The sequence below is a fragment of the Salicibibacter halophilus genome, from assembly GCF_006740705.1.
GTDB lineage: Bacteria > Bacillota > Bacilli > Bacillales > Marinococcaceae > Salicibibacter > Salicibibacter halophilus.
In genome coordinates, this window is the sequence record NZ_CP035485.1 from 2,848,329 (window position 1) to 2,873,181 (window position 24,853).

At 46.4% G+C, this 24,853-nt stretch carries 24 protein-coding genes and 1 pseudogene; 11 read left to right on the forward strand and 14 right to left on the reverse strand.

The annotated features are described in order from the left end of the window. Window positions 1–50: 50 nt before the first annotated feature. Complete coding sequence (locus EPH95_RS13915; protein ID WP_142086371.1) at window positions 51–1,280, reverse strand: IS110 family RNA-guided transposase; 1,230 nt, start codon at window positions 1,278–1,280, stop codon at window positions 51–53. Between the two features lie 380 nt (window positions 1,281–1,660). On the opposite strand from EPH95_RS13915, the gene EPH95_RS13920 reads away from it, so the two are divergent. After that, window positions 1,661–3,157 carry an MFS transporter gene (locus tag EPH95_RS13920; protein ID WP_142090663.1) on the forward strand — a complete coding sequence of 499 codons (1,497 nt, stop codon included), beginning with the start codon at window positions 1,661–1,663 and terminating at the stop codon, window positions 3,155–3,157. A gap of 229 nt (window positions 3,158–3,386) precedes the next feature. Next, window positions 3,387–4,100, forward strand: a complete 714-nt coding sequence (locus EPH95_RS13925) for a Crp/Fnr family transcriptional regulator (protein WP_142090664.1) — start codon at window positions 3,387–3,389, stop codon at window positions 4,098–4,100. Between the two features lie 255 nt (window positions 4,101–4,355). Here the strand turns inward: EPH95_RS13925 and sdhB are convergent, their stop codons facing one another. The 5 genes from sdhB to EPH95_RS13950 form a co-directional block, all read right to left on the reverse strand. Next, window positions 4,356–5,117 (reverse strand): succinate dehydrogenase iron-sulfur subunit, encoded by a 762-nt coding sequence (gene sdhB, locus EPH95_RS13930; protein ID WP_142090665.1) that lies wholly within the window; start codon window positions 5,115–5,117, stop codon window positions 4,356–4,358. A 253-nt stretch (window positions 5,118–5,370) separates the two neighbouring features. Further along, window positions 5,371–6,090, reverse strand: coding sequence for a Crp/Fnr family transcriptional regulator (locus EPH95_RS13935; RefSeq protein ID WP_142090666.1), 720 nt, complete (start codon window positions 6,088–6,090; stop codon window positions 5,371–5,373). 32 nt (window positions 6,091–6,122) lie between these two features. Further along, entirely contained in the window at window positions 6,123–8,027 is a 1,905-nt protein-coding gene (locus EPH95_RS13940) for a heavy metal translocating P-type ATPase (RefSeq protein WP_142090667.1), read from the reverse strand. 16 nt (window positions 8,028–8,043) lie between these two features. Further along, the gene (locus tag EPH95_RS13945; RefSeq protein ID WP_142090668.1) at window positions 8,044–8,265 is read right to left on the reverse strand and encodes a heavy-metal-associated domain-containing protein; all 222 of its coding nucleotides are present in this window, start codon (window positions 8,263–8,265) and stop codon (window positions 8,044–8,046) included. Between the two features lie 73 nt (window positions 8,266–8,338). Then, entirely contained in the window at window positions 8,339–8,560 is a 222-nt protein-coding gene (locus EPH95_RS13950) for a heavy-metal-associated domain-containing protein (RefSeq protein ID WP_142090669.1), read from the reverse strand. Between the two features lie 198 nt (window positions 8,561–8,758). Between EPH95_RS13950 and EPH95_RS13955 the strand changes: the two genes are divergently transcribed. Beyond that, the gene (locus EPH95_RS13955) at window positions 8,759–9,652 is read left to right on the forward strand and encodes a universal stress protein (RefSeq protein WP_142090670.1); all 894 of its coding nucleotides are present in this window, start codon (window positions 8,759–8,761) and stop codon (window positions 9,650–9,652) included. Window positions 9,653–9,844: 192 nt separating this feature from the next. Here EPH95_RS13955 and EPH95_RS13960 read toward each other — a convergent pair whose 3' ends face one another. Then, the gene (locus EPH95_RS13960; RefSeq protein ID WP_160141774.1) at window positions 9,845–10,588 is read right to left on the reverse strand and encodes a prenyltransferase; all 744 of its coding nucleotides are present in this window, start codon (window positions 10,586–10,588) and stop codon (window positions 9,845–9,847) included. Window positions 10,589–10,605: 17 nt separating this feature from the next. Then, window positions 10,606–11,103, reverse strand: a complete 498-nt coding sequence (locus tag EPH95_RS18920; protein WP_160141775.1) for a hypothetical protein — start codon at window positions 11,101–11,103, stop codon at window positions 10,606–10,608. Window positions 11,104–11,380: 277 nt separating this feature from the next. Here EPH95_RS18920 and EPH95_RS13965 point away from each other — a divergent pair, with 277 nt between their 5' ends. Continuing rightward, window positions 11,381–12,271 carry an RQC-minor-1 family DNA-binding protein gene (locus EPH95_RS13965; RefSeq protein ID WP_227003919.1) on the forward strand — a complete coding sequence of 297 codons (891 nt, stop codon included), beginning with the start codon at window positions 11,381–11,383 and terminating at the stop codon, window positions 12,269–12,271. A 236-nt stretch (window positions 12,272–12,507) separates the two neighbouring features. Here the strand turns inward: EPH95_RS13965 and EPH95_RS13970 are convergent, their stop codons facing one another. Together EPH95_RS13970 and EPH95_RS13975 are read right to left on the reverse strand one after the other, a co-directional pair. Further along, the gene (locus tag EPH95_RS13970) at window positions 12,508–13,485 is read right to left on the reverse strand and encodes a hypothetical protein (RefSeq protein ID WP_142090672.1); all 978 of its coding nucleotides are present in this window, start codon (window positions 13,483–13,485) and stop codon (window positions 12,508–12,510) included. Between the two features lie 12 nt (window positions 13,486–13,497). Beyond that, window positions 13,498–15,561, reverse strand: a complete 2,064-nt coding sequence (locus EPH95_RS13975) for a DEAD/DEAH box helicase (RefSeq protein ID WP_227003920.1) — start codon at window positions 15,559–15,561, stop codon at window positions 13,498–13,500. A gap of 595 nt (window positions 15,562–16,156) precedes the next feature. Between EPH95_RS13975 and EPH95_RS13980 the strand changes: the two genes are divergently transcribed. Continuing rightward, entirely contained in the window at window positions 16,157–17,773 is a 1,617-nt protein-coding gene (locus EPH95_RS13980; RefSeq protein WP_227003921.1) for a hypothetical protein, read from the forward strand. A gap of 193 nt (window positions 17,774–17,966) precedes the next feature. Here EPH95_RS13980 and moaC read toward each other — a convergent pair whose 3' ends face one another. The 3 genes from moaC to EPH95_RS13995 are packed head-to-tail and all read right to left on the reverse strand — an operon-like array spanning window position 17,967 to window position 19,512. Further along, a complete protein-coding gene (gene moaC / locus EPH95_RS13985; protein ID WP_142090674.1) occupies window positions 17,967–18,455 on the reverse strand; it encodes a cyclic pyranopterin monophosphate synthase MoaC in 489 nt (162 codons plus the stop codon). Next, complete coding sequence (gene mobA, locus EPH95_RS13990; protein WP_142090675.1) at window positions 18,452–19,024, reverse strand: molybdenum cofactor guanylyltransferase; 573 nt, start codon at window positions 19,022–19,024, stop codon at window positions 18,452–18,454. Before mobA ends, moaC begins: the two co-directional genes overlap by 4 nt. After that, window positions 19,021–19,512, reverse strand: a complete 492-nt coding sequence (locus EPH95_RS13995; protein WP_142090676.1) for a MogA/MoaB family molybdenum cofactor biosynthesis protein — start codon at window positions 19,510–19,512, stop codon at window positions 19,021–19,023. Before EPH95_RS13995 ends, mobA begins: the two co-directional genes overlap by 4 nt. A 92-nt stretch (window positions 19,513–19,604) precedes the next feature. Between EPH95_RS13995 and moaA the strand changes: the two genes are divergently transcribed. The 6 genes and pseudogenes from moaA to moaD all read left to right on the forward strand — a co-directional run bounded on the left by moaA (window position 19,605) and on the right by moaD (window position 24,102). Then, on the forward strand, window positions 19,605–20,618 hold the full coding sequence (gene moaA, locus EPH95_RS14000; protein WP_142090677.1) for a GTP 3',8-cyclase MoaA: 1,014 nt from the start codon (window positions 19,605–19,607) through the stop codon (window positions 20,616–20,618). Window positions 20,619–20,622: 4 nt separating this feature from the next. Beyond that, window positions 20,623–21,636 (forward strand): ThiF family adenylyltransferase, encoded by a 1,014-nt coding sequence (locus tag EPH95_RS14005; protein WP_142090678.1) that lies wholly within the window; start codon window positions 20,623–20,625, stop codon window positions 21,634–21,636. Between the two features lie 20 nt (window positions 21,637–21,656). Then, window positions 21,657–22,939: pseudogene (locus EPH95_RS14010) on the forward strand (molybdopterin molybdotransferase MoeA). Continuing rightward, on the forward strand, window positions 22,906–23,436 hold the full coding sequence (mobB, locus tag EPH95_RS14015; RefSeq protein WP_142090679.1) for a molybdopterin-guanine dinucleotide biosynthesis protein B: 531 nt from the start codon (window positions 22,906–22,908) through the stop codon (window positions 23,434–23,436). The pseudogene EPH95_RS14010 and the gene mobB overlap by 34 nt, the downstream one beginning before the upstream one ends. Next, a complete protein-coding gene (locus tag EPH95_RS14020) occupies window positions 23,417–23,872 on the forward strand; it encodes a molybdenum cofactor biosynthesis protein MoaE (protein WP_142090680.1) in 456 nt (151 codons plus the stop codon). Before mobB ends, EPH95_RS14020 begins: the two co-directional genes overlap by 20 nt. Further along, window positions 23,869–24,102 (forward strand): molybdopterin converting factor subunit 1, encoded by a 234-nt coding sequence (gene moaD, locus EPH95_RS14025; RefSeq protein WP_142090681.1) that lies wholly within the window; start codon window positions 23,869–23,871, stop codon window positions 24,100–24,102. The genes EPH95_RS14020 and moaD overlap by 4 nt, the downstream gene beginning before the upstream one ends. 56 nt (window positions 24,103–24,158) lie before the next feature. Here moaD and treR read toward each other — a convergent pair whose 3' ends face one another. Beyond that, entirely contained in the window at window positions 24,159–24,851 is a 693-nt protein-coding gene (gene treR, locus EPH95_RS14030; RefSeq protein ID WP_142090682.1) for a trehalose operon repressor, read from the reverse strand. Between the last annotated feature and the right edge of the window lie 2 nt (window positions 24,852–24,853).

Genomic DNA, 24,853 nt, shown 5'->3' on the forward strand with positions numbered 1-24,853 from the left:
AAAATGTAAAATACTGGTAAAATGAAAGGCTAGCCCTCAGCCGATGTCGGTCAGAGGTTCACGCCCCTTTCTGGCGTAAAGAGTTGGTTTTTGCGTAGCAGCGCATCCACCAATCGCACGAGTTTTCTTGCCGTGAGCACGAGTGCACGTTTGTGTTGATGTTTCGGGACTTCTTGATACTTCTTCTGATAAAAGACTTGGTATTCCGGAATTTGCCTTCGTACCGAGTTGGCGGCTTCAACGAGGTAATAACGCAAATAATGGTTCCCTTGACGTGTCAGTGAAGTATCTTCGGCGGTAAACCGCCCGGACTGGTGTTTTCGCCAGTACAGTCCCGCATATTTAGCTATTTTTGTTTCATCGGGAAACCGGTCAATCTGACCGAGTTCGGCAATGATGCCTGCGGCGAAGACCGGACCAATGCCCGGGATTGATTCCAGCGTCTGCGTCAGTCCTTTCATGATTCGAGTAATGGACTGATCGATCGCCTTGATTTGCTTTTGGAAGGAACGAATGAGCTCAATGGACGTTCCTAAAAGTACATCGATGGAATCTTCGACCACTTTGTCCAATCGGTACGATGAACGGACGGCTTTCTGGATGGATGCGGCGACAGCTTCCGGATCGGGAAAACGATTTCTCCCTTTCTCTTGAAGAAACCGAGCCAGGTCCTCAAGCGGAAGCTGGGCAAGTTCATCCAGGCTGTATTTTTCAAGAAAGAGTTCCATCATAGCATGGCCAAACACCGATGAATCCACTTCTTTGGAAAAGGTGTTGCATTTATACTCCAAGTGCTGCAAGAAGTGTTGTTTCTCTTTCGTCATCGCTTTGGTCAAGTGATAACGCGAACGTGTCAACTGCTGGAGAGCCACGTATTGGCTTTCTTTGACAACGGACATCTGATTGCGCCCGAAACGCATATAATCGGCGATCACAAAGGCGTCAATCTCATCGGTCTTGTTCATGTCTGCGAAGCTCTTTTTAAAGTTGGCGATCTGCTTCGGATTGATCACAAAGACTTGGGCGCCATAGGGTTTTAAATCATCGTCATCATGCAAGAACATGGATGGATGAAAACTGTAGACGGATGTGGACTCCAGACCGATCTTTAGGATGTCAACCTCTGTATCGGCCAAGAGCTCGAGCAACCGTTCTTTGAGCACCTGGGCACCCGGCCAGTCATTGGAAACCGTAAAAACCGAAAGCTGATCACCTTCTTGATCAAGCACACACACTTTCATATCAAACGAGCTAACGTCAAGCCCGACAAACATTCGCATGGGGGGATTCCTCCTTTCATTGTAGAATCATTCGGTCGTTCTTTGGACGCCTCGAGATATCTCTAGTGTGAACGCCGATCATCAACCTCGTGTATCAGAACTCCATCGGCATTGAAAGCCGCCCCAGGGGCTGCTTCCCCTGAGTTCAAGAGGCCGAGGGCTCAGCCTGCGAGTAGGAAGTGCCGCACGTACACTGAGAGACAGTCTTTAGTTGTGGTCGAACCACAGGAGAGAAAAGAATTGTCCCAAATGATCCTATGATCATTATCTAGAAATATCTAGAGACATCCAAGGAAAAACCATATGAATCTACAAAATATCTTGTGGAATTTGCCCAAGATTTGAAGGGCTTAAACTTACTATACGAGGAGAGACGAACCATGAAGAAAAAATTGCAACTTCCGCTACAAACATCCAACTTCGTCGTCGGTTTTATGATATGGGTGATCATTTCGTCCCTGATGCCGTATATCTCCGAAGATATCCCGATCGATTCTACTCAACAAGCCTGGGTCACAGCTATCCCCGTTATTTTGGGATCTATCTTGAGAATCCCTTTGGGAACGTTAGCGAACCGATTTGGCGCACGCATTATTTTCATTTTTAGTTTCATTATCTTGTTATTTCCGGTTTTTTACTTGAGTATGGCAACGACGGTCACGGACTTAGTGATCGGCGGGATCTTCGTCGGTGTCGGCGGCGCTGTTTTTTCCATCGGTGTTACATCGCTGCCTAAATATTATCCGAAAGACCGGCAAGGACTTGTAAATGGGATTTACGGTATGGGGAATGCTGGAACTGCGATTACGACATTTGCCTCTCCGGTAGTCGCGGAACAAATTGGCTGGCAGTCTACCATACAATTGTACTTAATCCTTTTAGGCATTTTTATCGTTGCTACATTTTTTTTGGGAGATAAAGACGAACAAAAAGTAAAAACATCCATGAGCTCACAAATAAAGGCGATATATAGAGATGAAAAGCTCTGGCTCTTCAGCTTGCTTTATTTTATCACTTTTGGTTCGTTTGTGGCTTTTACGGTTTTTCTCCCGAGCTTTCTCGTAAACAATTTCGGCTTAGATAATGTGGACGCGGGAATGCGGACAGCCGGATTTATTGTCTTGGCCACATTTCTGCGACCCGTGGGTGGTTTGCTGGCCGATCGCTTGCCCGCTACCTATCTTTTAATGGCTGTGTTTTTTATCATTACGATAGGGGCGCTTCCCCTTGCGTTTGAGCCATCGCTATTGTTGTTTACGATCGGTTGTTTGGCCATCGCGGCTAGCGGCGGAATTGGGAGCGGCATTATATTTAAACTTGTGCCATCCTATTTCGCCCAACAAGTTGGTATGGCGAACGGAGTTGTCTCGATGATGGGCGGTTTGGGAGGTTTTTTCCCGCCGATTATGTTAACGTCTATCTACACGATAACCGGAAGTTATTCCGTCGGATTTATGGCCTTGTCCCAAGTGGGTCTGGCGAGCCTTATTCTAATCATCTGGTTCCATTTTCATGGCAAGCTTCATTTGTCAAAAGAAGTCATTGATTCGACCCCGCTTGGTGTGATGATCACGAATAAAAAAGGGCGGATTATCACAGTAAACCCGGCTTTTACGGAACTTACCGGCTACGACAAAGAGGATGTTCTCGGAAAAAATCCAAACATCCTGCAATCCGGAAAACAATCCGACGATTTTTACGCCAACCTATGGCAACACCTTCACGAAAAAGGGGAGTGGCAAGGCGAAATTTGGAACCGGCGTAAAGATGGAAGTTTGATCGCGGAATGGCTGACGATCCACTCGATTCGAGATGAAACAGGTGAAGTTATTCAGTACGCCGGCATATTTAGCGATATTACCGATCAAAAGGAATAGAGAAAAAGGTCGCGTTACCGGAGGCCCTCTTTATCAAAGGGGGTCGCCTTTTTGTGATTAACTTGATGTGAATCAAGTCCCTGTCTTTCCCTTTTAAAACACTGAAATATTGTGTATGATTGTAAATAATTAGATGTGGCTTACATGCTTTACTATTTATAATAAAAATCCTAGACTAAATGTAATAGTCGATACTTAAATCTTTAAACAGCGAAGGGGAGGGCACAGGATGACTCGAAGTGACAGGTTATCTGTTACAACAAACACCGCTTTCTTTTCACATCGCAGTTTTACGAAGATGAAATCGATTATGCAAACGGCCAATGTAGCCGCTAACGATCTCATTTTTTTGGAGGGAGACCCTATGGACAAGCTTTTTATTGTCCTAAAAGGAAAAGTCGTGCTCTCCAAATTAAATGAGGAAGGGAAAGTGCTAGTCTTCCATTATTTCTTCACAAATGACTTGTTTGGAGAATTTAATCCTCTTCAAAAACATGAGAGTGCTTTTACAGCGAGAGCGGTTGAGGATTCGGTGATTGGTGTGTTTCATCAGGATGATTTTGAAACGCTTATAAGGGAAAATGGTGAGGTAGGTCTAAATTTCACACAATGGCAAAGCCATATGCGGAGGTTTACGCAATATAAACTCCGTGATTTAACGTTTCACGGCAAAAATGGTGCGCTTGCCGCGACACTTCTTCGAGCGGCAAATACGTTTGGTGTGCTGAATCATGGGCGCCTTACGATCACGAAGAAGTTTACGAATAGTGAACTTGCAGAATTGGTTGGCACGTCTCGTGAAACGGTGAACCGATTGTTATCCTCTTTTAAGAAAAAAGAAATGATCACCTACACGGATGGAAATATAGAGGTTTTGGACGTGAAAGGGCTCAAAGATTTATGCCGTTGTGAAGAGTGTCCGACAGCCATTTGCCGGTTATAAGAGCGAGGCAAAATCCATGTTTGTTCAGGACATAGTAAAATGTATCGATTAGCCTTACTCCACGCGAAAAGGCGCGGCAATGTTTTTTCACAAGAGAGTTCTGACGTCAAAACGGAAGGGATGGCGCTGTAATGGCGGAGACGCCTGCGGAAAAACGGAGAGGAGACTTGGCCGTTCGTCCGCGGCAAGCGAAGCCATGAAAGCAACATCCCGTTCAATAAGTTGTTCAGCAGCCTCTAATGTAAGGCACGGCATTTAACCGTGGTCACTGCCAAAGAAGTTACGAAACATTTGTATGTTCATATCACGGTTAAGCGCGGCAATGGATGTTGTGATAGGAATGCCCTTCGGGCAAGATTCCACACAGTTTTGCGAGTTTCCGCAATCTTGTAAACCGCCTTCTCCCATAAGACCGTGCAGTCGATCACTTTTATGCATTTTCCCCGAAGGGTGGGCGTTGAACAGCCGCGGTTGAATCGCGGGCGCGGGTCCCATGAAATTTGATTGATCGTTCACATTTGGGCAAACTTCCAAGCAAACCCCGCACGTCATACATTTGGAAAGTTCATAGGCCCATTGTCTTTTCGATTCCGGCATTCTCGGTCCGGGTCCAAGGTCGTAGGTCCCGTCTATCGGGATCCACGCTTTTACCTGTTTCAAAGACTCAAACATTTGGCCGCGGTCGATGATGAGATCCCGAACGACAGGAAAGGAAGTCATCGGTTCCAAACGAATGGGGAAATCAAGGTCATCAACAAGCGCCGCACAAGACTGTTGCGGATAACCGTTAATATTCATGGAACAAGCCCCGCATACCTCCTCGAGGCAATTCATATCCCAAACAACAGGTGTTGTTTCTTTACCGTCAGCCGTAACGGGGTTTTTACGAATCTCCATCAATCCGCTAATCACGTTCATATTAGGCCGATACGGGATGTCAAAAGTCTCGGTATAGGGTAAGGCATCAGGGTTATCCTGCCTTTTTACAATAAAACGCACATGCGTGGTGCCACTCATTTGAGACGTCCCCTTTATTTTCATTCATATTGTTATTGTTATTGTAAAGGGGGAAGGGAGGAAAAAAAGTGAGCAATATCACACATTGATTTTACTACTCTGGTGTCAGACACGGTTATGATTTGGTCGTTATTATCTAACCTATTGGCTTCTTGCGGTATGAGCAACAAGTGCTGAGATCAAACTGAGGATCTTCTTATTTTTTATCATTCATATCTTCCCTCCGTGCCAAAACCAGATCTCGTGCGTTGGCTCATATCAGCAACAATCCATCCAAATCAACAATTTTAATTTTTTTATTGGTTATTTGTTGAATGAATCCTTGGTCTTCAAGAACTGACAGTCTGCGGCTGATCGTTTCGGGTGTGGTGCCCAAATAGGAAGCGAGGTCTGCCCTCGTCATTGGCAATTCCAGCGTTTCACTATCAGGTTCGTTGTTGGCTAATTCCGCTAAAAAAAGCGCGATTCTTGTCTCTACTTTTTCCGTAGCGAAGTGTGTCGTTTGCTTTTCCGAGCGATCGAGTCGCTGGGAGAACTCCGTTAACATTTTCAGCGAAATGGTGGGATATTTCGATAAAAAAGCGTGTAAGTCTTCGCGATTGATCTTACATATTTTCGTGTCGACCATCGCTTCTGCATAAGAGGTGTGTGTCGATTCATTAAACAAGGCGTATTCTCCCGTGAAATCTCCGGGATTCATCAAGGAGACGAGATGTTCTTTACCGGCTTCTGATAATCGGTAAATTTTCACTTTCCCTGTGTTGACAATATAAAGGGTGTCCGATGGATCGCCCTCATGGAAAATTAATTCCCCTTTCTTATAAGAGGTGGATTGAACGGTTTGCATAACTTCATCCATTTGTCCGGGCTCCAGATGATTAAAAATCGGAACGATTGAGACGCACATTTTGTCTGTATCCATCGTCGAGCAGTCATGATCTGTCATCAGCTTTTCGTTGTTCACTCTCTCCATTTGTCTTCCTCCTTCCAAATTGCAAAGGGGTGTTATGCCGGTTTGGTTTCGGCTTTTTTGGCCATTGTTTCGCTCTTATTTTTCTGACGCTTAAACCGTATTAATCTCATCGCGTTCAAGATGACAACGAGGACGCTTGCCATATGAATGAACATGCCGGTTGCCATGTGGATATAGCCTGCGACGACACCGCCCAAGAGGAGAAACACGGTTCCGAGGGCAATGATAATGTTTTGTTTCAGGTTACGCATCGTCGCTTTTGATAACGCATACGCGTGGGAGAATTGCCCTAATCGGTCGGCCATCAAAACAAGATCCGCGGTTTCCATGGAAACGTCTGTGCCGCCCTCGCCCATGGCGACGCCGATGTCTGCAGTGGCAATCGCGGGCGCATCGTTGATGCCGTCACCGGCCATCGCGACGGAGTAGCCTTCGTTTTGCAATTTCTCGACATAGGCTTGCTTATCTTCAGGCAGTTGTTTGGCATGGAATTCATCCAACCCTAACTTGTGGGCGACGAGTGCAGCGGTGTGCTCGTTATCCCCGGTCATCATGATTAGTTTCTTAATGCCATTTTCCCGGAGTTCCGCAATTGCTTGCGCGGCATCGTCACGGACTTGGTCGGCAATGGAAACAATGCCTTTTATTTGCCCATCAACGGCTGCTAAAATGGCTGTGTTGCCGTCTTTTTCACGTTCGATTGCGTGATGTTTAACGTTTTCAGGAATTGAAATTCCTTCATTATCCATGAGCGTTTGATTCCCAACGACGAGCTTTTGTCCTTCGACGATGGCCCAAACCCCGTTTCCTTTCACAACTTCGCCTTTTTCGACTTTTTGCTTAAGGGGAATATCTCTTTCTTGAGCTTCTTTCACGATGGTTCGGCCGAGGTGGTGTTCAGACATCGTTTCGGCTTCGGCAACTAAACGCAATAATTCGTCGGGTTCTTGACCGTTAAAGGTTTGGATATGCGTGACTTCCGGTTTCCCTTTCGTTAATGTCCCTGTTTTATCGAAGACAATCGTATCGACTTTGGAGAAGCGATCCATTACATCGCCGCCTTTGACAAGCGCACCCTTTCGAGCTCCATTCCCAATGCCGGCGACGTTTGAAACCGGTGCGCCAATGACTAAAGCACCTGGGCAGGCAACGACGAGAAAGATGATGGCTAAGTGAAGGTTCAACGTTGTAAGAAAGACGAGTACGGATAAGACGATAATGGCAGGGGTGTATATGTTGGCGAATCTATCTAAAAAACGTTGCGTGTTTGATTTGGCATCTTGAGCCTCTTCCACAAGTTCGATAATTTTAGCGAACGTCGTATCGTCCCCAACTTCTTCAGCTTCCATTTCGATGTAGCCATTATCCACGATGGTGCCACTGAAGACTTCATCTTTTTTTGTTTTAGATACCGGGATGGACTCCCCTGTGATGGCTGCCTCATTTAATGTTGCTTCTCCTGTGAGAATGCTGCCGTCAACAGGGATTTTCCCTCCGGGTCGAATAATAACACGGTCGCCTTCCACAACGTCTTCAACCGGTATGGTGACGGACTCCCCATTTCGGGAGACTACGGCTTCCTGGGGTGCCATGTCAACTAATTCTTTGATGGATGAACGTGTTTTTTTCAATGTTCTGGCCTCTAGATAGGCCCCAAAAAGAAACAAGAAGCTCACAACCGCTGATTCCACGTATTCACCGATAAAAAGCGCGCCCACGATCGCGATAGTGACGAGAAGGTCAATGCTAAAAGCTTTCATGCTAAGGGATTGAATGGCTTTAATCGCGATGGGCACTCCTGCGACGACGGTGGCGATGATCAAAGCACTCTGTTGTACGCCCGTGTAGCCGGTTAAAAAAGCAATGAGCGCAATGATTAGGAGTGCCCCTGCGATGAACGTTAAACGGTTCGTTTGCTTATGAACCCAGCTTATCATTTTAGGCGTCCCCTTCCTAAGCTGTTGTTTTAGAGATAATCGGATAATCGAGTTCTGCAAGAATGGTTTCCAACTGTTCGATGTTTATTTCCGATCCATCATATCTCACTAATATTTTCCCTAATTGTCCATAGACGTTGATCGCCAATATGCCTGACTGCTCATAGAATCGATCTTCGATTTTCTTGGCACACCCTACACATGTCAGAGGATGGATTTCAAATACGATTTTTTTCATGTCGATCTGTCCTTTCTGATGTTTTGGGAATGCCCGGTAAGGCTGCCGGACATCCCGCGATGGATCTTGAATGTTAGGATACTTTTGATGAAAGCACCGGGTAACCTAATTTGGTAATCGTTTCTTCCAACTTGCTTGCTTCCACTTTTGACTCATCAATTTGCGCTTTCACTTTGCTGGCGTTAAAGAGGACTTGCGGATCCTTGACACCGTCTATCTTTTTCAATTTCCCTTCGATCTTTTTAATGCAAGAAGGACAAGTGAGGGTTTCCAATTCGAATTTAACGGTTTTCATTTAAACATCTCTCCTTTGTGGTTTGGTCTATCTTAAGTGTACGCCAGCTATTTCAATTGTTCCTTGACGTAGGTCAAGATTCTTCTGATGCTGTCCTATTCTCGAATTTTGTGCTTAGTATGATACAATGAATACTAGAATTAAAAGCCTGTGGTGGCGGGCGTACATAGGATTACTTGACTACATTAAGGAGGTAAAATGATGTACAAAAAAATTCTTGTTGTCGTTGATGGGTCCGAGCAATCGGATCAAGCATTGCAAAAGGCCATTCATACGGCCGATCGATATGATGCTGTCCTTCTGATCGGGCATGTAATCGACACACGCAGTTTTCCGAGAGCAAGCCCATACGGGGATAATTTGTGGAACGAGATCAAAGAGGGTGCCGATGAATTGCTTGAAAAAAGCAAAAAACAAGCAGAATCTTTTGGTTTAAAAGAAGTTAGCACGGTTATAGAATCGGGAAACCCTCGTGTTGTCATTCCGAGGAAACTCATAGATGAACATTCCGTGGACTTGTTAGTTATTGGCGGAAGCGGCCTCAATACCGTTGAACGCATGTTGGTTGGGAGCGTAACGGAAGCAAGTGTACGACGTTCGCCATGTGATGTCCTTACCGTCAAAATCGAGGCAGATGAAACGCTGTACAATAATCTTATGGTGGCCGTTGATGGTTCCGAGCAAGCGGAAAATGCATTGGCGAAAGCGATAGAAGTGGCAAAGGTACACAATTCGTCGCTTAAAATCATTAATGTCGTCGAGGTTCATGCAGGGCCCTATACCCATAGCGTGTTATCCGCGCATCAACAAGGCAAGGACGAGGAAGACAAAGATAAAGACGTGGAGCAAAAACAAATGTTGGAAGAATACAAGCAACAGGCGGAGGATCAAGGGGTTCAAGACGTAGAAACCATTCTCTATTACGGTAACCCTCGAATGGTAATCCCGCGAACATTAAGTGATGATCACGATATTGATCTACTCGTTACGGCGGCGACGGGTCGGGGCGCAGTAGAACGGTTTTTCACCGGTAGTGTCGCCAGTGCTTCCGTGCATCACGCGCCTTCCGATGTTCTCACGGTAAAAGAATGATAGCTTGCGGCTAGGTGACCTAAAGCATTAGGTCACCCTAATTCATCTTTCCTTAAGATTGAAAAAGAATCATTAAAATCAAAAGTAGACTGTGAACGGTATGATGGAAAGCGGCTAGATTCATCGGATTAAATGCATCATCGGCATAAAAATGGCGTACAAGCACAATGGCAGCGGGGAGTGAAGCGAGCACTAAAAACGATTGAAAAGGCTGCTTATATACGTGGCGGTTAAGATGACGAGGAGCAAGCGTATGGCATTTTTCCTGCCGATACGGATGGGGACCGTGCGTCGGGTGCTGCTATCTTTTTTGATATCACGAATGTTATTCGTCAAGATCATGGAAGCCATTAATAACGAGAAAGGGAACGCATAGAGCAACGTTTCAATCGTTATGGGAGCTCCTTGCACGAGAACGGCAATCATGATTGGCAAAGGCCCGAGGCTGATAGCGGCAGCTATTTCGCCGAGACCTAAACTGGAAAGGGATCGTCTGCCGGCGGAATAACAATAACCGATGACGAGGCCGATAACACCGATGGGAATAATCCAAAAACTGCTCTCTTGGGCCAGCCAAAGCGTTAGAGCGGAAACAAGCACCATGAGTCCAATAGAGACATAGGGCACCTGCGCGTAGTGTGGACCTCGGAAATCGGCGGCGGATTCTTCTAATACTTCCCACTTTCCTTCTTCTTGCCCCTTCATATAATCGAAATAATCATTTAGCATGTTAACGGCTGCTTGGACAATCACGCTCGTGATCAAAAGAATTACAAATAGCATACCGTTAAAATCTACATATTGAGCCGCTAGAAGAGTACCGGCAGTTATAGACATAACCGAACCGGTTAACGTTGGCGGCCGAATTAGCCGAAACCAATTGGAGTGATAGATATAGCTGTCAGGCATTGCTTTGTAACCGAATAATTGTGCCATTTTGCAGTCACTCCTCGTTAAAGCATGATCATCAGTGTCAAAAGAATCACAAAGCCGAGTCCCTCGACGCTTTCCACTAAAGCCACGCCAAACAATGCGCGGTTTAACTGGCGGGGACGCCCTTTTTCGGCTGCTTCCCATAAGTGATCGTTGGCTAATACATTCAATGCCCGGCGATAGCCGACGAAGGTGCCCCAAAGTAGTGTTAAAATACCGGTTATTAGCGCTGTGAACCAAAGATTCCCATATGTGGTATGCCAGATTGTTTCCCAACTTTGTACCGGCCCGAGAATGGTTCCGAGCACTATTCCGGTTAAAATAACACCAATCCCTGCCAAGGAAAAAAGGTGGTGGCTATGCTTTAATATAACGGCGAGTGCCTGCCGCTGTGCCCGTACGGTAAGTTTTTTTACCGCGGGGAATACGCCCCATCCAATGAAAAGCAAACCTCCCACCCAGATGATCGCGAGGAAAATATGGACCCATAACACTGATTGATAAAGTGTCCAGCTCATGGGAGATCCCCCCTCACTGTCATTATGAAGGGAAATTACTGGACTTTCCTTGATGGAGATCAAGATTATCAGGGAGGGAGAAGAGTTGCTCAGGGAGATATGTGCAAGGGACGAAATGGGCGGCCCGTGCCTAGATTGGTCTTATATACAGATTAAACCTCTCGTTGTCCCATTGAAAAAAGCATGCATGCCAGATTGTAATAATTCCTGACATGTCATGCTTTCTTTTTTGCAGTTGAGGGTTTCACCTTCGCCCCTCCAGCGGAAGGCTATCATAATGTCATACCATTGGTCTTATGAAATCAAAACGTGCCACTCCCATCGTCATTATAATACATATTTCATATTTATTGGACAGGAAGACATTATGTTTATGTCAAAAACCATTGTAAAACGAGGAGCATCTATTTTCATGGGCGAGCAAACAAATCATTTACCAGAAGCCGACATTCGAATTATTTTGCGGGCGGCTGATGAAATTATTGGCGTCGGTGGGCGGACGCTTCTAGCTAAAATCTTGAAGGGATCACGTGAGAAAAAGGTGTTACAATTCGAATTGGATGCGTGCCCGGCATATGGGTGTTTCCAGTCATCTAAACTGCAGGAAATCATGGATAAAATTGATTGGATGATTGACTATGATTTCCTCGATATCGAGTATAGTGGAAAATTACCGATGATCGTTTTTACGGAGCGAGGTTGGCAAATAGAACGTGACCAAATGGCAGATGAATTGTTACATGAATGGGATCTATGGTTGGCAGAAGAGAATCCACCCCCGGACATGGGTTATTTAAAAGATCGCAACCGGCAAATGATCTTTTTATTTCTTGCAAAAATTAGAGAGGCGGGGGACATAAAGTACATTCCTTATTTACAGGAATGGGAGAAAATAGACTACAAGAAGGTACGAGCCGAGATTCGTACAACAACCCAAGTGTTGGAAGCAAATGAACCCATTGATCATGAATTAATACGAAAAAGAAGGGCGTCTATCGAGGAAGCATTGAAAGGATCGGCCCCCCGAGATCTTCTTTTAAAATGTTGGGAATGCGGAAAACGCTTTACTTTCACAGTGGGGGAGCAACATTTTTATAAAGAAAAAGGGTTCGTTCACCCTAAAAGGTGTGATGCTTGTCGCGACCGGAGATACACAGATATTTTTTAGGATCTTGTCCACAAGCGTCTTAATGGATCGGCATCATATACGATTTAATATCGGGTCAATCGCCGGAATTATAACGCAAAGCAGCTGTATGCGATATAAAATCGGGGTGATCGCCAAAATTATAACGTAAGACGGTGTGATGCGGTTTAATATCGGGTGAATCGTCAAAATTATAACGCAAGAAGGGGTCATGCTGATCGGAAGCTTTTGCAAAATCGCACGGGAAGTATTCGTCTTCACGTATTCACTGTTTGAACCGGTTCACTCTCTTGTGCTGCAAACTGTTTCGTGATCGGATTATAATATAAAACTTTCTCTTTTCGTTCGCCCCGGAACTCTATATTAAGCCGGTATTCAATCATCGGGATGCAATAGAGGATCGCGTGCTCAAGGGCTGGTTCAATTTGAACGTCATATTTATTTTTAATATCCAGCAGCTGTTTGTCGCGCTCAACGGCAATGGCGTTTGTTTTCGCTTCGATATCTTTCTTTTTTTCTTCTGTGATGCTTTTTCTCGAAGCTCTCTTTTTGTTTTCTTCCATTAACTCTGCATAATATTCTTCAATACGGTCAATATCTGTTTGGAGTGCTTGATCTTCCAGTCGGCTGTTCTTTTCATCTTCTGCTTGCTGGACGTCGGCCATGGCGACCTCAAACCCGTTTTGAAGATCGAACGATTTGGAAAATGGAAGATTGTACATGGGCGTCTGCTGATAAATGATGCGGTTTTGTTCTTCCTCGATCGTACGATCGACTTGATCGGTCAATAAATCCACCCATATTTCTTTCGGAGACGCCTCTTTTTGATCGGAGATATAGTAAACCTTAAACTGAAACATCCCCCAGGCACCCATGACCTGCCTTTCCTCTGTAATCGTCATTTGCCCCGGCTCATCCGGCATGCTTTGTTGAATTTTCTTGAGTGGGTTCGCGAGTTCGAGACGTTCGATCTCTACAAAACGAACGGTGCTTTTTGCTTTTTGGCTTGCCAGTTCCAACAATTGGTCCAAAAAGTAACTTCCAAAGGTGACAAACTCCGCTTCAGGATTTTCTTGGCTGACTTCAAAATCGAAGGCAAGCGTCAAATCCGTTTGACCTTGAAAATAACCTTTATATTCTTCGGGAATGAGCACCTGGCAGAGAGCATATTCCACGGAAATTACGACACCGCCCAAAGTTTCAATCACTTCAGAAACATATTTTTGCAGATTCATGTAGCTCCCTCCCTAAAATAAGTGCTTGTCCAACTTTTTGATTTTATTGATCTGTTCTTTATTCTGCAACATTTTCTCGCCGATGGCATCCATTTCCCGTTCCATAGTTTCTTGGGTCTCGGCATCAACCCACGTATTCATGACAATATCAGAAAAGTCTTCTTTTGCTTCTATGTCTCCGAGAATCATATCCACTTCCCCGACAACCAACTCAAACATATTAACCTTGCGATCTAAAATATGCAGGATGTAGTGTTCGAGCGTGTTTTCGGCGACTAGATTATAAACATAAACATCCCGTTGTTGCCCGATACGATGGATTCGGCCGATGCGTTGTTCGATGGCCATTGGATTCCAAGGCAGGTCATAATTGATCATCGTATTGCAAAATTGCAGGTTTCGCCCTTCCCCGCCAACTTCCGTGCTCACTAAGACTTGGGCACGATCCCTGAAAAAGTTTACTTGATCCTCTTTTTCTTTCCGCTTTAATCCGCCGTGAAACTCGGCGACGAGAAAATCGTGATCTTTTAGAACGGCGGCCAACAGCTGTTGGGTCTTTTTATATTTGGTGAAAACAAGTACTTTCTCGTTCGTTTGCGATAGAATCGAAATCAACTCACGCACCTTGTTGTTTTCGTTGGCGTCCTTTTCCGTGATAACTCGCGCTTGCTCATAAATAGCTTTTAGGCTTTGGCGATCAATGTTATTTAACTTATCGTTCGCCACTTGGTTGGATAAGGATTGGACGAGCGTGTAAAAGGAACTGCCCATTTGTTCTTGTAATGTTTTCAGTTGAAAGCGACTCATGCTAGGGTGCTCATCATTGTATTTACTGCGGATAAAGGCACTTAATTCGTCATAAACATTTTGCTCGTCAGCAGACAAAGAAACGGTCGTCGTCTGTGCTTTTCGTTTCGTGAATTGTACGTCCACATTGTTTCGTTTATTTCGGATCATGACATCCGAGAGCAGTCGTTTCAGTTGATCCACGTTTTTTGCTTCCATGCCTTGGTTGTCTTCGACAAAATGTTTCTTGAAATAGCGATAGGTTTTAAGCTGCCCGGGTTTTAATAGCGTGATGAGATTATACAGTTCTTCGAGGTTGTTTTGCACCGGTGTTGCCGTTAGTAGGAAAATATATTTTTTGTAAATCTCATTGATAAATTGCCAGGCAAGAGTATTGCGGTTTTTGAGATGATGGGCTTCATCAACGATCACTAAATCATATTGAACATTCGTAATCGCGTTGCGATGTTGCTGTCGTTTTGCGGTTGCAAGTGATGCAATCACTTTCGGAAATTCAGCCCAAGCTTGATCCCCTTGTTTTTTAAAGACTGAGGAATCCGCGCGGATAAAGTCTTGATTGAACTTGCGTTTCATTTCATCCTCCCATTGCTGTACGAGGGAAGGCGGGCACAAAATGAGAATTTTATTGGCCAAACCTCTCATGATATATTCTTGCATGGCGATCCCGGCTTCGATGGTCTTCCCCAGCCCAACTTCATCACATAAGAGCGCGCGCCCTTTGAAGCGGTTCATGACGGATTTCACCGTGTTTGTTTGATACTCAAAGATTTCCAAATCACGCAAATGAGGCAAACTGATGAGACTGTCTTGGTCAGCATTGGAATCAGATTTAAATTGCTGCGCAATCTTGTATAGATCAAACCATTTATCATCGCTTTGCTTGAAGTTGCTTAAAGCATCCAACACTTCGTGTGTCCGTTCTTTCGTTTCAAGCGGGATTTCGTATTGATTGATCGGTTCCCAAGATGGGGTAGGGGGTGTCGTAATCTTGACCTGTGCTTGAGCTGTCTGTTCTATCAATAAATAATGGTTGTCATAGGGGTTAAAAAAACCTTTAATGCCTCTTCCTTGGATCGTTTGATCATCCCAATGGATGGTAAATTCCCGTTCCAGGTCGTTGTCATTCATAAATAAATAGGTTTGTTTTTTTGCATCCGTGTCCGGACTGATGGCTCGGAAAAAAGTGAGTAATCTCTCATCCATTTCGAGCGCGTTAATCTCCAATAATTCTTTGTTTAACTGAAATAGATAGGGTTGGATCGCGACCACTTCCCTTGTGAAATGTAGAAAAGAATACTATTTTCTATTCTATCAAAATGTTTCCATGATAGGAATCACCGGAAATGAACATATATCAGCCGAAATAAAAATCAATCAGGGAAAAACACCTTGATTGATTTTTGAAATGTGGACTCGACAATCTCATCTTGCTTGGTGTTGGTTTTTACCGTTGATCGGATACTAATGACACGGTTAGACGCCCTTTAATCGGTTCGACTTCCGCTGTTCGGGTGCTAATTGTATGATTGGTGACCCTTCGAGCGTGTTTTTGCCTCTGTTCGGGTGCTAATTATTTGATTAGTGACCCTTCACCCTGGTTTTAGCTACTGTTCGGGGTCCTAACCCAGCTATTGTAATCGTCCATTCGAACGCTATATATGGTAGAGTTTTGCATGCGAAAGCCAATAATCGCGTTGCTCCCTTCTCTTCCGCTTCCTGAGCCAGAGCAAAAGGTGGGAAAATGGATTATCCATAAAATAGCCACCGCTAGTAGTAATAAAAGAAATTCTTTGGTAGATTAGTTCTAATAGACTTTACGGGAAAGGAAAGAGAGCGCATGGTTAACATAAGTTATAAAGCATTCATGGAAGAAGCCAGATTGCGCTTGGACGATTTTTCGAAAGAGGATCTTCAAACCCTTATCTTGCAATGGGCAAGTAACGAGCGCCCATCTAATCGGGAAGTATTTTTGACCAAGCTGGCTGTCAAAGAAGGGAAGTCATCGGTCAGTCATGACGATGAGGCTCTGATAGAAGAGATCGAAGCATTTGCCGAAAGAGTGGAAGCAGGAGAGTATGTAGATGGATTTGGCTGGGACCCTGAAATCCTGGACGAAAGAGAGTTCGGCGATGAGGGTTGGGTCGAGGAAATGGACGATTTTTTTCTGGATACAAGAGACTTGCTCAAAGAGGGTAATTACGAGGTCGCCGAAAAGGCTTATAGAAAATTGTTCGAGGTATTGGCAATGGGAGATGAAGGTTTGCCTGGCACTGATCCCCCTGACCATATGCTGGATGTAGACGAGGACGAGCATCGTGCTCTTTTTTATCGGTCGGTTTATTTGAATGCTGACGCAAAAGAACGGGCGGATACGTTATATGATGCAATGGTCGATGATGGTTATGTGCAGCTGAAAGATGTAAGAGATTCATTAGATGCGCCATTACCGGATTTTCATGATTTTTTGGGAGAATGGATTGAGTGTTTAAAGGGAAAACCTCCTTCGTTAAATGTCAGCGAGTTACTTAGGGAAGCTGTTTTCCTTAAAGGGGGCATTCCGGCGATTTCGGAATTTGCGAAAGTCTATGCCGAACAATTTCCAAAGGCATATGTGGATTGGATAGAGGCTTTGGAACATGAAGGGGATTCAGCATCCGTTATTGAAGCCGCCTCAGAAGGGTTGACCAATATTCCGAGTAATTATGCGGTGCGGGCAGAAGTCGCGGAAAAACTAGCAAAAGTCGGTGAGGAACGCGAAGATGATAAGCTGAGATTTACAGGCTTTAGAGAAAGTTTTCACTCCAATCCTTCCATGGAGTATTTGCTTGATCTGTATCTTATGGCGAGAAAAGAAGACTGTTTCGCTGAAATCAACGACGAGGCTGAAAAAAGACTGTTAGAACTCGAAAAGGAAGATCGTGATTTTACCTTCCGCAACATAGAAAGGCGTCGATCTATGTTTCAGGAGTGGGTGCTTATTCATGCGCGACTACTCGCCGGAAAGCATGAAAAGGTGTTTCGCATGTGTGAAGGAAGGGACTCACTCGGATGGAGTTTCGGATCAAATCCAAAACCTGTGATGCTCATTTTTTTGATGGATGTTTTGTCCAAAAGAAACAAACGTTCCAAAATTATCAATGACCAATGGAGATATACTATTGGTTCCTCTGAATTGGATAAGTACATGAAAATCATCGACTATGTAAAAGAAACCATTGAACTAACACACGAACAGGATCGCTTTTACCTTGACTGGTGTAAAACTGAAGCAGGCAGCAGAATTGATGCGATCGTCGGCAGTCAAAAGCGGGGAAGCTATCATAAAGCGGCCAAAATATTGGTGGCGATGGCCGAGACATTGGCAAGTAGAGGCACCGTGCAAGATGGAAATGATTTTATAGAAAAGTATCGATTAAAATATCCAAGGCATTCCGCGTTTAAAAAGGAACTTACCAACGCCTTACAAGAATCGGAATTGTAGTGAAGATAGCAGGGTGGAACCGCAGATGACCACCTGCTTCAGTACAGAATGGCTGATAAATCGTTTGTTTTGGCTGATATATTGATGATTTTGGCTGATATCGAGGCGTTTTCGGCTGATAAACGATATAGCGACGGCGCCCCGATCTGCCTGGGGCCTCTCTCGACCACTTTAGAATCTCTGAATCACGCCACTACCGCCGCGGGTGATGAAAATCCCCACTTTTCCCGCCGGTTTTTTCAACAAGCAGGGTTTCTTTAATGATCATCGATTTATCGACAGCCTTACACATGTCATAAAAGGTGAGGGCAGCCGCGGTGACGGCGGTTAAAGCTTCCATCTCGACGCCGGTGTTGCTTTTTACCGTAACGGTGGCGCGGATGATGAGTTCGTATTCGTCATCGGTCTTTTGGTATTCGAAGGATAAATCGGTGCCCTGGAGCGGAATCGGATGGCACATGGGAATCCAGTCGGGGGTTTTTTTCGCACCCATCACACCGGCAATTTGCGCAGCTTGCAATGGGTCTCCTTTTTTAAGGTCTTCGCTTTCAATTGCTCGGTATAGTTCTTCGGTCAACACAATACGGCTTTCGGCTGTGGCGGTACGGGTTGACTCTTGTTTTTGTGAAATATCAACCATTTGCGCGCGGCCTTCTTCATTATAATGGGAAAACTTACTCACGGTTCTTGCCTCCAGTCTTCTGGGCGATTGATGTTAATAAAAGCCGGATGATCGGCCGGAAAAGGTAAATGATGGGTGTGGACGGTATCATATAAAGCTTTCATGCTGCTTTCTTTTTTTACCAGTTCTCGCAATGCCGGCAAACAACGCATGTGATAAGCGGCATGCAGCGGCTGAAAGCGCCCGTCGGTCGTTGGCAAGATGATGGCTGCATCGGAACGCTTATGTGCTGTTTGAAGAACGGACCTGACCGTGACTGCGTCGACATACGGAACATCCCCTGCCAAAACTTGCAGCCAATCGAACGGCTCGGTTGACAATTTTTCCATGGCTGTATGTAACGCGCGCAATGGACCCCCGTGGGGCTGTTCCTCGATGATAACCGGATGATTTTGAAAAACTGGCGCCAGTTCCGGGTTAGTTACGATGTAGATCGATGAAATTCCGGCGTTTTGCATCGTGACGATACTTTGATGATAAAGGGGTTCGCCATGATAGGCCTCAAAAAGCTTTTGCCTCCCATACCTGGACGATCGTCCACCGGCGAGTAGAAGACCGGCAACGTTCATTTGCGCAACTCTCCAACGATATGGGGAAGCACCGGCAAAATCAGATCAGTCATGGCGAGGCGCACCGCATTGGACGAGCCGGGGAGAGCAAAGAGAGCGGTTTGGCCAACCGTGCCCGCGAGCGCGCGACTGAGCATCGCCTTCGCCCCGATTTCCTCATAGCTTTTCATCCGAAACAATTCACCGAACCCCTCAATTTCTTTATCGATTATTCCGTTTACGACTTGGTAAGTGACATCTTTGGCGCTAATTCCAGTCCCGCCGTTCGTGATGACGGCGTCAAGTGATTGCCGGGATGTCCATTCATGGAGCGTGGATTGAATGGTTACCTCGTCATCCGGAATAACTTTATATTCGCTCACTTTATGTCGTCCCTCTTCCAAAAGAGAGTGAATCAACGCACCGCTCTTATCCTCATCCTTCGTACGCGTATCCGACATTGTCAATATCCCTACGCGAACCGAAGAAGCGTCGTGTTCGTGATGCATTCTTTTCCATCCTCCCGGGAGCTATGTTAAACTTGTTATAATATCACTATTTTAACAGTTTCGTACGTCGACACCAAGGAAGGAGGCCCCCGATGACTACAGATGTTCGTGACCAATTCTCGCGCCCCCTTCAAGATTTGCGAATTTCGATTATGGATCGTTGTAATTTTCGTTGTACGTATTGCATGCCGAAGGAGATCTTTGGCGATGACTATGTGTTTTTGCCGGAAGAAGAACTGCTTTCTTTTGATGAAATAACCCGGGCGGCGGAGCAATTTGCCGCGCTTGGGGTGAAAAAAATAAGGCTGACCGGCGGTGAGCCGTTGCTGCGCAAGGACGTGCCGGAACTGATTGCCTCCCTCCGCGAGATTGAGGGGATTGAAGATATTGCGCTGACGACGAACGCGGTGATGTTGCCCAAACAGGCGAAACCTTTGTATGAAGCAGGGCTTGAACGTGTGAACGTTAGCTTGGATGCGCTTCATATCGATGTATTTCAGGAAATGAGCGGACGCAAGACGAGTCCAAATGCTGTCTTGCGCGGGATCGATGCTGCAGTCGAAGCCGGTCTCGGGGTAAAAGTCAATATGGTTGTCCGAAAAGGGGTCAATGATGAGGAAGTGATTCCAATGGCGCGTTACTGCAAAGAAAAAGGGCTTAATCTGCGTTTTATCGAATTCATGGATGTCGGCCAGACGAACGGTTGGGATTTTTCCCAAGTTGTCTCGAAAAAAGAACTCCTTGAACGCGTGTCGCAAATTGCCCCGCTCGAGGCGCTGGAACGCAATTATTTCGGTGAAGTGGCCTCCCGATATCGATACCGGGATTCCGATGTGGAAGTTGGGTTCATTTCTTCGGTGACGGAGACGTTTTGCGGCTCGTGTACCCGGGCGCGTCTCTCCGCGGATGGCAAGTTGTTCACTTGCTTATTTTCCGAAGAGGGTTCGGATTTACGGTCGATCATCAGAGATGGCGCGACAGACGGGCAGATTCGCGATTGGATCCAAGGCGTTTGGGGAAAACGGGACGATCGTTATTCCGAACTGCGAACGGAAGAATCGGCGCGAAATCGCAGGAAAATCGAGATGTCTTATATAGGTGGATGAGCATATGGATCGTTATTCCAGACAAACTTTGTTCAAGCCGATGGGGATCGAAGGGCAGCGGGAATTGTCGAAAGCGCATGTGCTGATCGTCGGTGCCGGCGCTTTAGGAAGTGCCAACGCTGAAATGCTGACGAGAGCGGGCATTGGCACGCTAACACTGATAGATCGCGACTACGTGGAACACAGCAATTTGCACCGGCAACAATTGTATACGGAAGTCGACGCCGCCGATCAGCTGCCGAAAGCGGTAGCGGCGAAAGCCCACCTGCAAGCGATCAACCGGGATACGGATGTTCAGGCACATATCATGGACGCGAGCGCGTCCAATCTTGAACCGTTGCTTGAGTCGGTGGACCTTATGATTGACGGAACGGATAATTTTGATATTCGTTTTATTATGAACGATTTGTCGGCCAAGCATGGAATTCCGTGGCTGTTCGGCGCGTTCGCCGGCAGTTACGGGATGGCGTATATGGTAAGGCCTTGGGACGGGCCGTGCCTGAATTGTTTACTCACATCGATCCCGTCGTCGGTGATGACCTGTGAAAGTGACGGGGTGATCGCGCCCGTCGTCCAACAAACGGCGCTTTTGCAGCTTGTGGAAGCAATGAAATGGCTGACGGGCAACCGCGCTTCGGTGGAGGATCGTCTTGTCCTTTACGATGTGTGGCGCGGCGAACATCAACAGATGGGCGTTACGCGCGTGAAGAACGAATCGTGCCCGACATGCGGCGAAACGCCCGTCTACCCATACTTATCGACAGCTGAAGATGCTAAAACCGCAGTGCTCTGCGGGCGTGACACGGTACAAATCCGCCCGGACCAAAAGCGAAACTTCGATTTGACGAACTTGGAAACAAAGTTGCAAGCTTACGGGAAAACGAAGCGAAATCCGTATTTGTTGTCATGTGTGATGGGCGAGCAGCGCCTCGCTGTTTTTCAGGACGGACGGGTGCTTGTGCATGGGACAAAAAACATTGATCACGCTCGGGAAATATATGAAACATATGTCTTGTAAAAAAGGGGGTTCTCCGGATAATGGTAGAAAAGCGAAAACCGATGCCCGTTGCTGAAGCGGTACAAAGGGTTATGGATGTAGGCAATGAACCGAAAAAGGAATCGGTCCCCTTGCGAACAGTTACGGGCGTGTATTGGCCGAAGCCCTTGTGGCCGATCATGACGTCCCTTCGTTTGACCGATCGCCGTATGACGGCTTCGCCATTCGCGCCGAAGACAGCGCCGGAGCGAACCGAAACAATCCTGTTCATTTCCGCGTCATCGGTGAACTCGGAGCGGGGACGGTATTTTCACAGGAAGTGCAGGCAGGGGAAGCGGTGCGCATCATGACAGGCGCTAAAATCCCCGACGGATGCGACGCGGTCGTGATGCTGGAACTCGCGGACGAACATAACAGGGACGAGGTGTCCATTAAGCGAGCGTTTTCCTCCGGCGACAACATTTCTTTTCAGGGCGAGGATACGAAAAAAGGCACGTCGCTCGTACCCAAAGGCACATCGATTGATCCCGGAGTGATCGCCTTGCTTGCCACGTTTGGATACGCGGAGGTGCCGGTAGCGGCTCGCCCGCGCGTAGGCATTATCGCGACGGGGAGCGAATTGCTGGAGGTTCATGAACCGTTGGAACCGGGCAAAATCCGGAACAGCAACGCGTATATGATGGCGGCTCAAGTTGAGCGAGGCGGCGGGGAACCGATGCTTTTAGGAAAATTGCCGGATGATTTGGACGCTTGTGTTGAAGCGGTGTCGCGAGCACTCCAAGAAGTGGACGTGTTGATTACGACCGGTGGCGCATCGGTCGGAGATTATGATTATGTTCCCGACATTATTGAACGCCTAGGCGGAAGCCCTTTGTTTAATAAAGTGGCGATGCGTCCCGGAAGCGTTACAACAGTCGCTGACATAGACGGAAAATTGTTCTTTGGTCTTTCCGGAAATCCTAGTGCTTGTTTTGTCGGCTTCGAATTATTTGTTCGTCCGATTCTGCGCGGTTCTCTTTTTTCCGAAACACCGCATTTAAAAAGAACGAAGGCAACGCTCGGCAAGGATTACCCGAAACCGAATCCGTTCACCCGCTTCGTGCGGGCAACGTTGGAGGAGAATGATGGACGTTTCGTTGCCATACCCGGCGGCCTCGACAAATCGGGATCCGTAACCTCCATTGCCGGTGCCGACGTGCTGATTGCCCTTCCGGGTGGTAGCCGTGGCTACGAAACAGGGATGGATGTGGACATTTTCTTGCTCGACGATCATAAAGGAAGCGAGTGGCCATGGAACAACATTGTCGCGTCTTACAAGTCGTAGGCTATAAAAATAGCGGGAAAACAACTTTAATGGAAGAATTGGTAGAAGCTTTGTCCGCCCGCGGAATGCGTGTAGCCACGCTGAAACATCATGGCCACGGGGGAGCGCCGGCATCTCCGGAATCTTCAACCGATAGCGAACGTTTTTCCCAAGCGGGTGCCATCGCTTCCGCAGTCGAGGGGGACGGTATTTTGCGACTGTCCGCGGTGCACGAGGAATGGCCATTGGACCGGTTGTTGCGTATCCAGGCGGGGTTTGGACCAGATGTAATCCTCGTTGAAGGTTGGAAGCATGCGGACTATTCCAAAGTCGTCTTGCTGCGTGGTCGTGAAGACAAAGAAATTTTATCCAAATTTATCAATGTTTGTGGCGTGCTCTACCGGGGAGATAAGCCAGAAACGAGACTGCCTTCTTTTTCTCTCGATGAGCAATCGCACGATTATTTGCAATGGATCGTAAGCAAAGTGGAGGATAGCGATGCAATCAAATTTGTTTAATCTGACGTGGGAACCTATTGATGTGCAGCAAGTAATTGATAAAGTCGTTGATCGCAATTGCGGGGCGATTGCAACGTTTCTCGGAACGGTGCGGGAAATGACCGCAGGCAAAAAAACGCTGCAGCTGGAATATCAAGCCTATGAACCGATGGCCGTCAAAACCCTGGCGCAAATCGGCGAGGAAGTGCAGCGTAAATGGCCGGGGGCAAACGTAGCCATTACCCATCGGCTTGGGACGCTTGGCATTTCCGATGTCGCGGTCGTCGTTGCTGTCTCTTCCCCTCACCGAAAACCTGCTTATGAGGCGAATGCGTATATCATGGAAAGAATCAAAGAGATGGTGCCGATATGGAAAAAAGAATTTTGGGAAGACGGCACCCAATGGATCGGTGATCAACGGGAAACGACGTCTCATGAAGAGGAGGGAAATCGATGATACAAGTGCTTCTATTTGCCCGCATTCAGGAAGAAGTGGGAGCCGATCGTGTCGAAGCGGATGTGGCCGGCAAATCGATCAAAGAATTAAAGCGCTGGATGGAAGACCGTTATGAGGTGCCCTCGCTCGCGCGCACGATGACTGCCGTGAATGAGGAATTTGCCGGAGACGAAGAAGTGATTAACGAGGGGGATACAGTGGCTTTTATCCCACCGGTAAGCGGGGGATAAGTGTAAGGCCCGACCTTCACATGCATAGGGGCTTTTGAAGCAAGCCCCTGCCGTCCCTATTTTTTCACTCTCCTCGCGAAGTCCACGAATCGAAATTTATCGGATCGGTGCCTGGATTCCGTGTATTGAAAAAGCGTTGCATCTTCCAAATACGTATAGCTTCTAATAACGACGATGACATGATTTTCTGCCAGATCCAGATAGTTGTGATCCTCTTTCGAAGGTTCTTCAATAACGATTTCCTTATGGGCAAAGCTGATCGTAAGTTCCAGTTCGTTCTCGATGTAATCGTATATGCTTTGTTCGCTTATTTCCTTCGTTAAGTGTGGAACAGCCTGCGCTGAAAAGATATCTTTATCCAAGATGATACGTTCTCCGTCAATGTGCCGGACACGATGGACGTGCCAAACCATCCCTTCTTCCCCAAGTTGGCCAAGTTCCTGTTTCAATTGAATGACCTCGGTTTTCGTACGTGAACCCAGCTTTTGGCTAAGTTCCCGAAAGGTTGTTACCCCGGAAAAAGGAAAATTGATTCTCGACATATCCAGAACAATCGAGCCTTTTCCTTGTACTTTTTGAATATATCCGTGCTCGGATAACATTTTTAATGCTTTACGGATGGTTTCTCGAGAGGCATTGTACGTGACAGCCAACTGATGCTCGGAAGGCAGTGTTGTTCCTGCTTGATAACTGCCTGCCTCAATACGTTCACTTAATTGTTTGTAAATGTCTTGGAATTTCCTCTTCATTT

Coding starts and splice junctions, on each gene's coding strand:
- EPH95_RS13915 (WP_142086371.1), bottom strand. CDS start 1,280: ATGCGAATGTTTGTCGGGCTTGACGTTAGCTCGTTTGATATGAAAGTG.
- EPH95_RS13920 (WP_142090663.1), top strand. CDS start 1,661: ATGAAGAAAAAATTGCAACTTCCGCTACAAACATCCAACTTCGTCGTC.
- EPH95_RS13925 (WP_142090664.1), top strand. CDS start 3,387: ATGACTCGAAGTGACAGGTTATCTGTTACAACAAACACCGCTTTCTTT.
- sdhB (WP_142090665.1), bottom strand. CDS start 5,117: ATGAGTGGCACCACGCATGTGCGTTTTATTGTAAAAAGGCAGGATAAC.
- EPH95_RS13935 (WP_142090666.1), bottom strand. CDS start 6,090: ATGGAGAGAGTGAACAACGAAAAGCTGATGACAGATCATGACTGCTCG.
- EPH95_RS13940 (WP_142090667.1), bottom strand. CDS start 8,027: ATGATAAGCTGGGTTCATAAGCAAACGAACCGTTTAACGTTCATCGCA.
- EPH95_RS13945 (WP_142090668.1), bottom strand. CDS start 8,265: ATGAAAAAAATCGTATTTGAAATCCATCCTCTGACATGTGTAGGGTGT.
- EPH95_RS13950 (WP_142090669.1), bottom strand. CDS start 8,560: ATGAAAACCGTTAAATTCGAATTGGAAACCCTCACTTGTCCTTCTTGC.
- EPH95_RS13955 (WP_142090670.1), top strand. CDS start 8,759: ATGATGTACAAAAAAATTCTTGTTGTCGTTGATGGGTCCGAGCAATCG.
- EPH95_RS13960 (WP_160141774.1), bottom strand. CDS start 10,588: ATGGCACAATTATTCGGTTACAAAGCAATGCCTGACAGCTATATCTAT.
- EPH95_RS18920 (WP_160141775.1), bottom strand. CDS start 11,103: ATGAGCTGGACACTTTATCAATCAGTGTTATGGGTCCATATTTTCCTC.
- EPH95_RS13965 (WP_227003919.1), top strand. CDS start 11,381: ATGTCATACCATTGGTCTTATGAAATCAAAACGTGCCACTCCCATCGT.
- EPH95_RS13970 (WP_142090672.1), bottom strand. CDS start 13,485: ATGAATCTGCAAAAATATGTTTCTGAAGTGATTGAAACTTTGGGCGGT.
- EPH95_RS13980 (WP_227003921.1), top strand. CDS start 16,157: ATGGAAGAAGCCAGATTGCGCTTGGACGATTTTTCGAAAGAGGATCTT.
- mobA (WP_142090675.1), bottom strand. CDS start 19,024: ATGAACGTTGCCGGTCTTCTACTCGCCGGTGGACGATCGTCCAGGTAT.
- EPH95_RS13995 (WP_142090676.1), bottom strand. CDS start 19,512: ATGCATCACGAACACGACGCTTCTTCGGTTCGCGTAGGGATATTGACA.
- moaA (WP_142090677.1), top strand. CDS start 19,605: ATGACTACAGATGTTCGTGACCAATTCTCGCGCCCCCTTCAAGATTTG.
- EPH95_RS14005 (WP_142090678.1), top strand. CDS start 20,623: ATGGATCGTTATTCCAGACAAACTTTGTTCAAGCCGATGGGGATCGAA.
- mobB (WP_142090679.1), top strand. CDS start 22,906: ATGGAACAACATTGTCGCGTCTTACAAGTCGTAGGCTATAAAAATAGC.
- EPH95_RS14020 (WP_142090680.1), top strand. CDS start 23,417: ATGCAATCAAATTTGTTTAATCTGACGTGGGAACCTATTGATGTGCAG.
- moaD (WP_142090681.1), top strand. CDS start 23,869: ATGATACAAGTGCTTCTATTTGCCCGCATTCAGGAAGAAGTGGGAGCC.
- treR (WP_142090682.1), bottom strand. CDS start 24,851: ATGAAGAGGAAATTCCAAGACATTTACAAACAATTAAGTGAACGTATT.